The 12,343-nt window shown below is 56.5% G+C and carries 13 protein-coding genes and 1 other RNA gene; 7 read left to right on the top strand and 7 right to left on the bottom strand.

Translation table 11 applies throughout. The features are described from left to right. The first annotated feature begins 17 nt into the window (after positions 1-17). From GRH90_RS20030 to GRH90_RS20020, 3 genes are all read left to right on the top strand, one after another. Complete coding sequence (locus GRH90_RS20030; RefSeq protein ID WP_162367727.1) at positions 18-308, top strand: hypothetical protein; 291 nt, start codon at positions 18-20, stop codon at positions 306-308. Between the two features lie 311 nt (positions 309-619). Beyond that, positions 620-979: an Hha toxicity modulator TomB gene (tomB, locus tag GRH90_RS20025; RefSeq protein WP_162367726.1), complete on the top strand. Its 360-nt coding sequence runs from the start codon at positions 620-622 to the stop codon at positions 977-979. 46 nt (positions 980-1,025) lie between these two features. Beyond that, on the top strand, positions 1,026-1,229 hold the full coding sequence (locus tag GRH90_RS20020) for an HHA domain-containing protein (RefSeq protein ID WP_162367725.1): 204 nt from the start codon (positions 1,026-1,028) through the stop codon (positions 1,227-1,229). 460 nt (positions 1,230-1,689) lie between these two features. Here the strand turns inward: GRH90_RS20020 and ffs are convergent. Continuing rightward, an RNA gene (gene ffs, locus GRH90_RS20015) (signal recognition particle sRNA small type) lies at positions 1,690-1,786 on the bottom strand. A gap of 204 nt (positions 1,787-1,990) precedes the next feature. Between ffs and GRH90_RS20010 the strand changes: the two genes are divergently transcribed. Next, a complete protein-coding gene (locus GRH90_RS20010; protein ID WP_162367724.1) occupies positions 1,991-2,305 on the top strand; it encodes an MGMT family protein in 315 nt (104 codons plus the stop codon). Positions 2,306-2,392: 87 nt separating this feature from the next. Here GRH90_RS20010 and GRH90_RS20005 read toward each other — a convergent pair whose 3' ends face one another. Next, positions 2,393-2,953, bottom strand: a complete 561-nt coding sequence (locus GRH90_RS20005; protein ID WP_162367723.1) for a YbaY family lipoprotein — start codon at positions 2,951-2,953, stop codon at positions 2,393-2,395. Positions 2,954-3,219: 266 nt separating this feature from the next. On the opposite strand from GRH90_RS20005, the gene tesB reads away from it, so the two are divergent. Continuing rightward, positions 3,220-4,086, top strand: a complete 867-nt coding sequence (gene tesB, locus GRH90_RS20000) for an acyl-CoA thioesterase II (protein WP_162367722.1) — start codon at positions 3,220-3,222, stop codon at positions 4,084-4,086. Positions 4,087-4,216: 130 nt separating this feature from the next. Here tesB and amtB read toward each other — a convergent pair whose 3' ends face one another. From amtB to GRH90_RS19975, 5 genes are all read right to left on the bottom strand, one after another. Continuing rightward, entirely contained in the window at positions 4,217-5,503 is a 1,287-nt protein-coding gene (gene amtB / locus GRH90_RS19995) for an ammonium transporter AmtB (RefSeq protein WP_162367721.1), read from the bottom strand. A 45-nt stretch (positions 5,504-5,548) separates the two neighbouring features. Next, the gene (gene glnK, locus GRH90_RS19990; RefSeq protein WP_009639071.1) at positions 5,549-5,887 is read right to left on the bottom strand and encodes a P-II family nitrogen regulator; all 339 of its coding nucleotides are present in this window, start codon (positions 5,885-5,887) and stop codon (positions 5,549-5,551) included. A 312-nt stretch (positions 5,888-6,199) separates the two neighbouring features. Then, the gene (locus GRH90_RS19985; protein WP_162367720.1) at positions 6,200-7,969 is read right to left on the bottom strand and encodes a SmdB family multidrug efflux ABC transporter permease/ATP-binding protein; all 1,770 of its coding nucleotides are present in this window, start codon (positions 7,967-7,969) and stop codon (positions 6,200-6,202) included. After that, a complete protein-coding gene (locus tag GRH90_RS19980) occupies positions 7,962-9,731 on the bottom strand; it encodes a SmdA family multidrug ABC transporter permease/ATP-binding protein (RefSeq protein ID WP_162367719.1) in 1,770 nt (589 codons plus the stop codon). The genes GRH90_RS19985 and GRH90_RS19980 overlap by 8 nt, the downstream gene beginning before the upstream one ends. A gap of 51 nt (positions 9,732-9,782) precedes the next feature. Continuing rightward, positions 9,783-10,238, bottom strand: coding sequence for an Lrp/AsnC family transcriptional regulator (locus tag GRH90_RS19975; protein ID WP_162367718.1), 456 nt, complete (start codon positions 10,236-10,238; stop codon positions 9,783-9,785). 114 nt (positions 10,239-10,352) lie between these two features. On the opposite strand from GRH90_RS19975, the gene GRH90_RS19970 reads away from it, so the two are divergent. Together GRH90_RS19970 and queC are read left to right on the top strand one after the other, a co-directional pair. Then, entirely contained in the window at positions 10,353-11,393 is a 1,041-nt protein-coding gene (locus GRH90_RS19970; RefSeq protein ID WP_162367717.1) for a PLP-dependent cysteine synthase family protein, read from the top strand. A 71-nt stretch (positions 11,394-11,464) separates the two neighbouring features. Then, positions 11,465-12,160, top strand: coding sequence for a 7-cyano-7-deazaguanine synthase QueC (gene queC, locus GRH90_RS19965; RefSeq protein ID WP_162367716.1), 696 nt, complete (start codon positions 11,465-11,467; stop codon positions 12,158-12,160). Positions 12,161-12,343 lie beyond the last annotated feature (183 nt).

Below are 12,343 nucleotides of genomic sequence, written 5' to 3'. Positions count from 1 at the left end.
ATAAGGATGCCCAAAAAATGCCAAGCCAGAGCAGGCATAGCAGCAACAGGCCATACCTGAAGCGCGCAAGCCCGGAAGCGCAGATCAGGCTTTTCGGGATGGGAAAAAACCTTTTGGCGATATTGGATCGCAGCATGGGAGTAGACCATCGTGTTTTATGTTATACTATAACATATCATGATGGTAAAAGATTGCCAACGCTATTCTGGGGCAAATCTGTTAAGGATTCGCGCGGTTTTGTCGATTCAGCAATGGATTGTCATAATTTTATGGCAATAAAGGATGAGTATTGCGGCAAGAAATGGTAAAAATAAATATAATAAAGCTTGAAGCAGCGTAAATGAGTGTTTACCCGCTCGCTGCCGTGTGGAAATAGCTGCTTTCTAACAACCGCTTTGACCGACCGTACCGATAGCGCTCAACTCATCTTCGTCGTTTTTGCAATTAGTGTTAATGAAATTGCAATAGGATAAGACAGTAAGTTAATGTAAGCTGATAGTGCCAAACTGCATAAAATCTTCTATCTTTAAATAGGGCACAGGAACGACATGGATACATGGTCCTGACGCAGTCCCGTGTTAAAGACGATGGTAATTTGTTTAGCGTTAGGAGGGCTGATATGGATGAGTATTCACCCAAACGACATGATATCGCACAGCTAAAATACCTTTGCGGTAATCTCTATGACGAGGGCATTGCCAGTTTGGGCGATAGTTACCATGGGTGGGTTAATGACCCGGCGTCGGCGATAAATTTACAGATGAATGAATTAATCGACCATATTGCATCCTATGTGGTAATTTTCAAGCTTAAACATCATAATGAAAGCGATCTGGTCGATCATGTAGAAACCTTCCTTGACGATACCTTCACTCTATTTAGCAGCTACGGTATCAATAATCTGGATGTGCAGCGGTGGCGGAAAAGTCGCTCACGGCTATTCGGAACTTTCTCAGAGACTGAGCTGTGTATTTCCTGAAATAGTAAATGATATTTTAACATATGACAGAACCTAAAAGGCCATCATGAACAAGATTGATTATTTAATGCGGTTACGTAAATGCAGAACCCTGGAGACGCTGGAGCGGGTGATAGAGAAAAACAAATATGAACTGTCCGACGACGAACTAGAAATATTCAACTCCGCGGCCGACCACCGTCTGGCGGAACTTACCATGGACAAACTCTATGATAAAGTCCCGGTGTCGGTCTGGAAGTATGTTCGTTAAACAGCCATTAAGTGATACTTAATATGAACATTAATAAAAGTTTATGTTCATATAGCATATTCAGCACTCCTTTTTTACCACCGTCTATTCCGCGTTTTGCCGTGGGTTATCGCGCTTTCCTGGTGTGAACTCGCACTCCATACGTGCCGGCGCCTACGGAATGAAACACGAAAAAATATGCCATAGCAGCTATCGCGGTGTAATGCCGGATAGCCAGTGGTTTATTTTAATAGACGCTATTACACAAGCAATCCCATCCTTTGAATTTTCTTGAGTGAATATATTAATGGATGTTATTTCGTCACTAATAGGGACTTAGAACGATAGAACATCCTTATGGCCTGCGTGACCGGATAATAAATAACGGCGGCCGGGGAGTAAAAACGGCGGGCCTTGTCATATTAAAGGATGATTTATGAAACCAGGATGTTAAAATGATTATTTGTTGATTGGGTGGAGTCCCCGCCAGCAACATCCCGGCACACACGTCGCCTGCTACGGCTGCTTCCTTCCGGACCTGACCGAGTTCACAAGTTAGTGTTGCGGGAGCACCAACGGGGCCTCCATTGACGGCTCGTTTTTCACGAGCGCGGGGCATTATCAATGATGCCCCCGCCAATTGCAAGCCGATACGAAACAAGCGCTGTTTTCTTGGGCAATATGCGCCGGCGCGGCGGCGAAGCGTCCTTTTTATCCTTTTGGGACGCGCCGTGATATGCCAATATGCCGCCATATTCTTAATCATTTCCCTGTGTAACGCTATGAATGAACCTATCGATACGTTTCGTCAGCGGGTGTTTCAAATCGTCGACGCCATTCCCCGCGGCCGGATAGCGACCTATGGCGATGTGGCGCGACTTGCCGGATCTCCCCGGGCCGCCAGGCAGGTGGGCGGCATCCTGAGCAGGTTGCCGGCGGGCAGCCGGCTGCCGTGGCATCGGGTGGTAAACCGGCTCGGTGGGATTTCACTGCCGGGAGAAGATTTTATACGGCAGAAAACCGCGCTGGAAGCGGAAGGCGTCGAGTTCGGCCCAGAAGGCAAGATCGATTTATCCCGTTACCGCTGGGTATGGTAATCCGCCCATTTGCCGGGCGTAAAAAAACGCCCCTGAATCGGGGCGCCCAAACGGTCTTTTTTCGCGCCAATAACGCGGAACGGGGGGTTATAGCTGGTTAGGCGCGGGCACGCTGCTGGCGGGCGCAACCTGGGTCGGCGACGACAGCGGTACGGTAGACGCGGCCGCGGCGCGTGTCGGCATGGCGACCGCCTCCACCGGCACCAGCGTCAGATCCTGTTTGGTGCCGCCGCTGGTGATCACCGACTTCACCTGCTCGGTGATAAACATCAAACGGCCATCCACGGTAATCGCCGCGCTCAGCAGGATGCGCGCATTGGGCTGGATTTGCGCCGGGTTGAACGGCAGCACGAAACTAAACGGCGCCTGTTTGCCCTCGGTACGCACCACGCGCTGCGCAATCACGGTTGACGGCGTGTCGCTTATCGAGGCATCGGACAGCGTCACGGTCAATACGGCGTCAGGCGGCAGTGCGATGCGTTGCCTGATCCATACGGTACCGGATACCGACGGTTGCCTGAGCGCCTCGGCCTGTTCCGCCGTGCCCGGGGTTTTAAACGCGGGGGTATTGACCTGATGCCCTTTATCAGCGCAGCCCGCCAATGTAACCGATAACGCAACGCCACCTACAATTTGCCAAAGTTTCATGATTAACCTCTCCTTCTTATTATTAGCTCATCATTTCACCGATTCTTAGCGGCGGTGAAGTTATAGTGGTAAACCACCTGATAATTTAATCATGGCACAGGATCCTGATATTTTCCTGTCGGTTGCATTCGCGCGCGGTAAGTTTCCGGTTACGAACGCCGCAGTGCTGCTATCATTACCGACTTGACCGGCTTATTGCCGAACGACGTGCCGGTGTCTTCCGCCTATGGCCAGGCAGGGGGCAACCCTGTTACAGGAGCGTATTTATGACCCGGAAACTTGATCTTCTGTTAAACCTGATAACACTGGAAAGGCTGGAGGAAGGCCTTTTCCGCGGTCAAAGCGAGGATTTAGGCCTGCCGAGGGTGTTCGGCGGCCAGGTGGTGGCCCAGGCGCTGTATGCAGCCAGGCAGACCGTGCCGCAGACGCGGCATGTCCACTCGTTCCACAGCTACTTTTTGCGCCCCGGCGACGTCAGCCTGCCCATTATCTACCAGGTGGCCGTACTGCGCGACGGCAACAGTTTCAGCGCCCGCCACGTCAGCGCCATCCAGCAGGGCCAGCCGATATTTTACCTTACCGCGTCCTTTCAGTCGGCAGAAACGGGGTTTGAACATCAAAGCCTGATGCCGCAGGTGCCGGCGCCGGAAGGACTGCCCGCGGAGCGGGAAATCGCGTTGCAGCTGGCCGCCGGGCTGCCCGCTCCGCTGCGGGAAAAGCTTACCGGTGAAAAACCGGTGGAGATGCGGCCGGTGGTTTTCCATAATCCCTTCAAAGGCTGCGTGGAAAAGCCCGAACGCTACGTCTGGCTGCGCGCCGCGGGCACGCTGCCGGATGACCAGGAGTGCCATCAATTCCTGTTGGGCTACGCGTCCGACTTCAATTTTTTGCCGACGGCGCTCCAGCCCCATGGCGTGGGTTTTATGGAGCCAGGTATGCAAATCGCCACCATCGATCACGCCATGTGGTTCCACCGGCCTTTCCGTTTCGACGATTGGCTGTTATACGCGATAGAAAGCCCTTCAGCTTCCGGGGCGCGGGGATTTGTGCGCGGACAGATATTCCGCCGCGATGGGGTACTGGTCGCCTCGACGGCGCAGGAAGGGGTGATACGCCACCGCGCGGCGGTTTGAACCGCCACAGGAGTTTGAAGCGGGTATGGCGGGCAAGCGCAGATTGGTGTGTAAACGCAAGCGGGGGCGATAAATCGCCCCCGCTTATTTTCCCGTTGCCGGCTATGGCGCCCCGGCGGTGCCGGGATAATTATTCGTTATAGGCGTTTTCGCCATGGCTGTTGACGTCCAGGCCTTCGCGTTCCTGTTCTTCGGACACCCGCAGACCCACTACCATATCGGCAACCTTGAAGCCGATAAAGGCCACCACGCCGGACCATACCAGACAAACGATCACGCTGAACAGCTGGACCCAGAGCTGATGCCCCATGGTAACGCCCTGTGCGTAACCCACGCCGCCCAGCGAGGCGGAAGTGAAGACACCGGTCAGCAGGCAGCCGACGATACCGCAGACGCCGTGCACGCCGAATACGTCGCACACATCATCCACCCGCAGCCATTTCTTCAGGGCAACAACGCCCCACAGGCCGGCTACGCCACCGACCAGGCCAATCACCAGCGCGCCACCGACGCCGACGGTGCCGGCAGCGGGAGTGATGGCAACCAGGCCGGCGATACAACCGGAACAGGCGCCCAGCAAGGAAGGCTTGCCACGCAGCATCCACTCAACAAACACCCAGGACAGGATGGCGCCGGCGGTTGCCATGACGGTGTTGAGGAAAGCCAATGCGGCAATTTCGTTAGCGGCGCTGGCGGAGCCGGCGTTGAAGCCGAACCAGCCGACATACAGGATGGCGGTACCGGTAAAGACCATCGGCAGGTTATGCGGTTTAAACGCTTCCTTGCCGAAGCCGGAGCGTTTGCCCAGCATATAGGCGCCCACCAAACCGGCGCTGGCCGCATTGATATGTACCACCGTGCCGCCGGCGAAATCCAGCGCGCCCTGCGCCGCGAGATAACCGCCCGCCCAGACCATGTGCGCCATCGGCAGGTAAGAGAAGGTCAGCCAGATCAGCACAAAAATCAGCACCGCGGAGAAACGGATACGTTCCGCCAGCGCGCCGACAATCAGGCCGACGGTGATGCAGGCAAACGAACATTGGAACGCGACGTGGATCAGTTGATAGAACGTACCGGTTAGCGCGGTAAGCTCAATATTCTTCAGCATGGTCCAACCGAAGCCGCCGAAGAAGGGGTTGCCCTCGCTGAACGCCAGGGAATAGCCGTAAATCAGCCACAGCACGCACACCATGGCGAAGGTGACCGCAACCTGGGTCAACATCGACAGAACGTTCTTGGCGCGCAGCAGGCCGCCGTAAAATAAGGCAATCCCCGGTAAGGTCATAAAGAGCACCAAGGCGGTGCTTATCATCATAAAAGCGTTGTCGGCCTTATCAGCAACGGGCGCTGCGGCCATGGCCCATGTCGGCAACAATGCTACTGCGCCGAGGCCGGTTAATGAGACAAGTTTCTTCATTTTCATTCATCCCTATCCACAAAATTCGCGCGTGTGTCGTTGTCGTTAAAGTGCTGCTTCGTCGGTTTCGCCGGTACGAATCCGGATGACCCGTTGTAACTCCGCAACAAAAATCTTGCCATCGCCGATTTTACCGGTGTAAGCCGCTTTACTGATGACATCGATAACTTCATCAAGCTGATCGTCGGCAATGGCGATATCAATTTTTACCTTCGGCAGGAAGTTAACGCTGTATTCAGCCCCGCGATACAGCTCGGCATGGCCTTTTTGCCGCCCGAAACCTTTGACCTCGGTGACCGTCAGCCCTTGTATGCCCACAGCAGAAAGTGCTTCACGCACATCTTCTAATTTAAATGGTTTAATCACCACGGTTACCAGCTTCATATGTTCCCCCTCAAGAATTTGGATCCGAACTCGCGATCGCTACGCCTGAGTAAAGCAAAGCATGTGCCACAAATGTTTTGTAATAGAAATTTACCGTTCGACGCCTGCCGATAGAGCAAACACAGCCATTTGCGTAAAACTGCCGCCGCCGACGCGCAAAAATATGTCAGCGGGTCGCACCATTATAGTGCGCATCGCCAGTTTAGGGTGCAGAAAGGGAAATTATGGCGCCGGAGTGCTCAATCCCGGTGCGAGCCAACGGTAAACACGAACGGGGGGTCGTCCAATGACACGTGAAAGCCAGCCGTGCCGCTAGCCGGCCGCCCTGGCATCGGCATCAAGCGCCCGGCCGGCCTGTTGCAGCTGGTACATCTGGAAATATCGCCCCTGCTGCGTCAATAACCCTTCATGGGAGCCCCGCTCCACCGCTTCGCCACGATGCAGCACCAGGATTTCATCCGCATCGGCGATGGTCGACAGGCGGTGCGCGATCACCACCAGCGTCGTCTGCTGGCGGATGGCCGCCAGCGCCCGTTGGATCGCCTGCTCGGTGCCGGAATCGATATTAGCCGTGGCCTCGTCCAGGATCAGGATTTCCGGGGTCAGCACCAATACCCGGGCCATGGCCAGCAGCTGTTTTTGCCCCACCGACAGGGTATTGCCCTGTTCGCCGAGTTCCGCGTGGATGCCGCCCGGCATGGACCTGACCAGTTCCGCCAGCTGCACCTGTTCCAGGGCGGCCCAGGCCTGGGATTCGCTGATATCCCGCCCCAGGGTAATATTGGTGAACACTGAATCCGCCATCACCACCGGATCCTGCTGGACGATGGCCACCCCCTGCCTGAGCACCCGGTGCGACAGGCTGGCGATCGGCCGGCCGTCGAGCAACAGCTGGCCATGGCGCAGGGGGTAATATCCCATCATCAGGTTGGCCAGCGTGCTTTTGCCGCTGCCGGTATGCCCCACCAGCGCGATAAAGCTGCGGGAAGGCACCGACAGGGAGATATGCCTTAGCACCGGCGTATCGTAGCGATAGGAAAAGCTCAGATCGCGGATATCGATGCGCCCGCTGCTTAACGGCCGGTCGTCATCGCCATATTGCTGCCGGTCGCCGTCCATCAGTTCAAAGATGCGTTCACCCGCCACCACCGCCTGCTGCAGCATCGATTGCTGGGTGGTGAGTTCAATCAACGGCTCATTTAACCGGCCGAGGTAGTTGATAAAGGCATACAGTACCCCGACCCCGATGGTGCCCGCCGGACTGAAGCCGAACAACATCATCAGCCCGCATAATACCAGCGCCGACAGCAGGCTCAGCAGCGGACGGAGTAAAAAGCCCTCCAGCCGCAGGGTTTGCATGCGCGCCAGGTAATGGGCGTGGCTGGCCTCCGCCAGCCGTTGGCCGAAACGCTCCTGCTGGCGGAACTGCTGGATAACGCTCATGCCGCCGATCGCTTCATTAAAGCCATTGTTGATATCGGCCAGGTATGAACGCAGGCGACGCACGACCGGCGTGCTGTAGTGTTGGTAGACCGTCATCACGATGGCCACCACCGGGAAAATCACCATCGAAATGGCGGCCATCCGCCAGTCCAGCATAAACATCGCGATAAGCATGGCGCCCACCAGGGCAATACAGCGCAGTACCGTCGCCATCACCGTGACATACAGGTCCTTCACTACTTCGGTATCGTTGGTGACCCGGGAAATAAGCTGTCCCACCGGCTGGGAATCAAACGCGCTCAGCGGCTGGCGCAGCGAGGCGTCCATCACTTCGGTGCGCAGTTGCTGCACCACGTCGAGCGCCGTGCGGTTGAACAACAGCGCCTGGAAATAGCGCAGCGAGGCGGACACCATTTGCAGGACGATATAGGCCGACACCAGACCGGTCACCAGCAGAGGCGGAAAGGTTTTCATCGGCACGACACGGTCGATAAAATAACCGATCACCACCGGACCGGCCACTTCCGCGCCCGCCGCCAGCCAGAGCATGGCCACCGCCATCGTCAGGGGTCGGCGGTAAGGCCGGCTGTAGGCCAACAGTCTTTTCAGGGTCGGCCACAGGGTTTGCCATTTACGCACCGGCCGCCTCCTGCTCGTCCGGATCGGCGCTGAGCGCCGCCTCGAGCTGTTGATAACGGAACATATCCCGATACCAGCCTTCCTGTTGCAGCAACTGCTGATGTTCACCCCGCTGGGTGATGGTGCCATGACGCAACACCACGATTTCGTCGGCGGCATTGAGCGCCGACAGCCGGTGGGCGGTAATAATCAGGGTACGGCCTTCCCCCCACTGCCGGAGATTGTGCAGGATAGTATGTTCGGTACGCCCGTCCACCGCGGACAACGCGTCGTCAAGTATCAGGATTTCCGCCTCCAGCAGCAGGGCGCGGGCAATGGACAGCCGCTGCTTTTGTCCGCCGGAAAGCATCACCCCCCGTTCACCCACTTCGGTTTCGTAACCCTGCGGCAGTTGCAGGATATCCTGATGCACGCAGGCAAGCGTCGCCGCCCGTTCGATTTGCTCCCGGGTGGCGTCGGGCCGGCCGAGGGCGATATTGCGCGCCACGGTATCGGAAAACAGGAACGGCGTCTGGCTAACCACCGCCAGGCGGCCGCGCCATTGATCGGGGGAGACGTCGGCAAGCGACATCCCCTGGAAGCGGATCTCGCCTTGGGCGACATCAAAATGGCGTTGTAGCAGCGATAACAAGGTGCTTTTTCCGGCGCCGGTCGGGCCGCAGATGCCCAGCACCCGCCCCGGCGCCAGCCGCAGGTGAATATTATTCAGCGTCGGCTGCGGCGTGAGCGGATAGCTGAAGCTGTCGACGTCAACCTCAAGGACGCCGCGTCCGGCGGTAAGCGCGCCGCCGCCGTCCTTCACCTGCGGAGCCTCGTCCAGGGTTTGCCTGATCCGGCCATAGGCGGCGCTGCCGCGCTCGACAATATTAAACATCCAGGCCAGCGCCAGCATCGGCCAAATCATCAGCCCCAGATACATAATAAAGCTGGTGAGTTGCCCAAGCGTCAGCAGGTCATGCATCACCATCCAGCTGCCGCCGCCGATGGCCAGTAAATTGGAAAAGCCGACGGTAAGGTAAATCGTGGGATCAAAACGCGCGTCAATGCGCGCCACCCGCATATTTTTCGCGCCCGCGTCGGCCGCCACCTGCACAAACCGGTCCGATTGATAATCCTCCAGGCCAAAGGCCTTGATCATGCGGATGCCGGTCAGGCTTTCCTGCGTTTGGTTATTAAGCGATGAAAATGCCGCCTGGGCGGTTTTAAAACGCTGGTGCAGCTCATCGCCGTTATGTTTGATAAGCAACGCCATGACCGGCATCGGCAGCAGCGACAGCAGGGTAAGCTGCCAGCTGATCTGGACGCTCATCACCACCAGCACCGACAGGCCCATCACCAGCGAGTCGACCAGGGTCAACACGCCTTCCCCGGCGGCGAACACCACCCGGTCAACGTCGTTCGTGGCGCGCGCCATCAGATCGCCGGTGCGGTGGCGCAGGTAAAATCCCGGCAGTTGATGGCTAAGCAAATGATAAAAGCGCGCGCGCAGCTCGACCGCCAGCTTATAGGCGGCGCCAAACAGCAGCACGCGCCAGACGTAGCGCAGCAGGTATACCAGCACGGCGGTAAGCGCCATGACTCCCAGCCACATCATGATCATGCGCGGGGACGCCCGGTGTTCCGTCACGCCGTCCACGATGACCCCGACCAGCTTGGGTGGGATCAGTTGCAGTATGGCGATAATGATCAAAAGAAAGACCGAACCCAGATAACGTCGCCATTCGCGGCGAAAATACCAGCTTAGTTGTGCAAATAATCTCACGCAGTATTATTCCAAACTTATTAAAGGATACCCGCCGCGGCGAAAGATAAATTATAACGGCAATACGGTGGTATTTTTGATTTGTTCCATCGCAAAACTGGAGGTCACGTCGATAAGCCCGGGCACGCCGTTCACCAGGCGCTTATAAAAGTTGTCGTAACTCTTCATATCGCTCACCACCACCTGCATCAGGTAATCATACTCACCGGCCATGCGATAAAAGGCCAGCACTTCCGGCATGCCTGTGACCTGCGCCACGAAGGCATGATACCAGTCGCTATTATGCTGCTGCGTTTTGATCAGCACAAAGGCGGTTAATGCCAATCCCAACTTTTCATTATCCAGCAGCGCCACCTTGGCGCGTACGATACCGGCTTCCTCCAGGCGTTTGAGTCTCTTCCAGCAGGGCGTCGAGGTCAGGTTGACCGCATCCGCCAGCGCCTGGAGGGGCAAGGTACAGTCTTGCTGTAGCAATGAGAGCAATTTGCGGTCAGTTTTATCTAGCATATCGTCATTTTGGAGAAAATATTTCTCTTATAACACGTTAATCCAATGAAAATGGCAATCTTTTTTTCCTCTATCCTCGTTATGCTGTGGTCTCCATCGATAAGGATAATAATTATGACAGCGCCGTGGGTGAAACAGGCAATCAGCGAGATCCAGTCGGATTTCCAGCGCTCCGCCGATACGCATTTAATCCGTTTTCAACTGCCGGCGTTTCCGGACATTTTTTTCTATCTCAAAGATGAGAGTACGCATCCGTCCGGCAGCCTGAAGCATCGGCTTGCGCGCTCATTGTTTTTGTATGGCCTGTGCAACGGCTGGATCAAACAGGGTACGCCGATCATAGAGGCGTCTTCGGGCAGCACGGCGGTATCGGAAGCCTATTTTGCCCGGCTGCTCGGCCTGCCGTTTATCGCCGTAATGCCGGAATGCACGGCAAAGCGGAAAATAGAGCAGATTACTTTTTACGGCGGCCGCTGCCATTTTGTCGGGCACAGCGCCATGATCTATCACGAGGCGAAAGCCCTGGCCCGGGAGTTGAGCGGCCATTACATGGATCAGTTTACCTATGCCGAGCGGGCCACCGACTGGCGCGGCAACAACAATATCGCCGAAAGCATTTTCCGCCAGATGGCGCGGGAACCCTGCGCCGAACCCGATTATATCGTCATGAGCGCCGGTACCGGCGGCACGTCGGCCACGCTCGGACGTTATATCCGTTACCAGGGCCATGATACCCGCCTGGTGGTGGTCGACCCTGAGAACTCGGTGTTCAGCGATTATTTTCATCATCGGGATGCCTCCCTTACCGCCGCCTTGGCCAGCCGGATAGAAGGCATCGGCCGCCCGCGCGTGGAGCCGTCGTTTATCGCCGATGTGATTGACGAAATGATCCAGGTGCCGGACGCGGCCAGCATCGCCACGCTCTACTGGCTCGAGCCGATCCTCGGCCGCAGGGTGGGCGCGTCCACCGGCACCAATATGTGGGGCGCGCTGCAGCTGGCAAACAGGATGCGGGCCGAGGGGCGGCAAGGGTCCATCGTCACGTTGTTGTGCGACGGAGGGGAACGCTACCAGGATACCTATTACCGGCCGGAGTGGGTACACGAGCATATCGGCGATCTCGCCCCCTGGAGTGAAATACTCGAAACGCTCTAGCGCGTGAAAGATGCCAAATGGCCAAGGAGGCGTTACCATACAGGCCGTGGCTTCTTAAGTTGAGTAATGATATGAAACGAGCGGTGGTAGTGTTTAGCGGCGGGCAGGATTCAACAACCTGCCTGATACAGGCGTTAACGCAGTATGACGACGTACACTGCGTGACCTTTGATTACGGCCAGCGGCACCGGGCCGAAATCGAGATTGCCCGCGCGCTGGCGGCCAGGCTGGGGGCCCGCGCCCATAAAGTTATTGACGCCCGTTTGCTTAACGATTTGGCGGTCAGCAGCCTGACCCGGGATAACATTCCGGTGCCCCATTTTGACAACGGCGCCGGCGGCGCGTTGCCCAATACCTTTGTGCCGGGACGTAACATCCTGTTCCTGACGCTGGCGTCGATTTACGCCTATCAGGTAGGCGCCCAGACGGTGATTACCGGCGTGTGCGAAACGGATTTTTCCGGTTATCCCGATTGCCGCGATGAGTTCGTCAAGGCCTTGAACCAGGCGGTCATCCTGGGCATGGCCCGCGATATCCGGTTTGCCACGCCGCTGATGTGGCTGAACAAAGCGCAGACCTGGGCATTGGCCGATTATTATCAGCATCTCGATCTGGTGCGCGATGAAACCCTGACCTGCTATAACGGCATCAAGGGCGACGGCTGCGGCACCTGCGCGGCATGTCACCTGCGCGCCAAGGGTCTGGCGGATTATCTGGAGCAACCGACGGTGGTGATGGCGCAGATGAAAGCAAAAGCGGCGCTCTGATAAGCATTCTTTTACCCGTCGCACAGGCGGGCTGTTCACCGGTAAATAGCTTGGCCGATTAGCAATAGCGGGTTGATGATAAATTTGCGGCGTCGGGTCAGAGGGTTATAATTTTCCCCTCCGATCCGCAAATATTTCACGATATGACTATCGGTTAGAATGGAGACTCAGTTAACTTCCGCC

Origin of the sequence: Acerihabitans arboris (assembly GCF_010131535.1) — a bacterium.
Classification (GTDB): Bacteria; Pseudomonadota; Gammaproteobacteria; order Enterobacterales; family Enterobacteriaceae; genus Acerihabitans; species Acerihabitans arboris.
This window is presented reverse-complemented; position numbering and strand designations above follow the sequence as displayed.

Coding starts and splice junctions, on each gene's coding strand:
- GRH90_RS20030 (WP_162367727.1), top strand. CDS start 18: ATGCCAAGCCAGAGCAGGCATAGCAGCAACAGGCCATACCTGAAGCGC.
- tomB (WP_162367726.1), top strand. CDS start 620: ATGGATGAGTATTCACCCAAACGACATGATATCGCACAGCTAAAATAC.
- GRH90_RS20020 (WP_162367725.1), top strand. CDS start 1,026: ATGAACAAGATTGATTATTTAATGCGGTTACGTAAATGCAGAACCCTG.
- GRH90_RS20010 (WP_162367724.1), top strand. CDS start 1,991: ATGAATGAACCTATCGATACGTTTCGTCAGCGGGTGTTTCAAATCGTC.
- GRH90_RS20005 (WP_162367723.1), bottom strand. CDS start 2,953: ATGAAACTTTGGCAAATTGTAGGTGGCGTTGCGTTATCGGTTACATTG.
- tesB (WP_162367722.1), top strand. CDS start 3,220: ATGACCCGGAAACTTGATCTTCTGTTAAACCTGATAACACTGGAAAGG.
- amtB (WP_162367721.1), bottom strand. CDS start 5,503: ATGAAGAAACTTGTCTCATTAACCGGCCTCGGCGCAGTAGCATTGTTG.
- glnK (WP_009639071.1), bottom strand. CDS start 5,887: ATGAAGCTGGTAACCGTGGTGATTAAACCATTTAAATTAGAAGATGTG.
- GRH90_RS19975 (WP_162367718.1), bottom strand. CDS start 10,238: ATGCTAGATAAAACTGACCGCAAATTGCTCTCATTGCTACAGCAAGAC.
- GRH90_RS19970 (WP_162367717.1), top strand. CDS start 10,353: ATGACAGCGCCGTGGGTGAAACAGGCAATCAGCGAGATCCAGTCGGAT.
- queC (WP_162367716.1), top strand. CDS start 11,465: ATGAAACGAGCGGTGGTAGTGTTTAGCGGCGGGCAGGATTCAACAACC.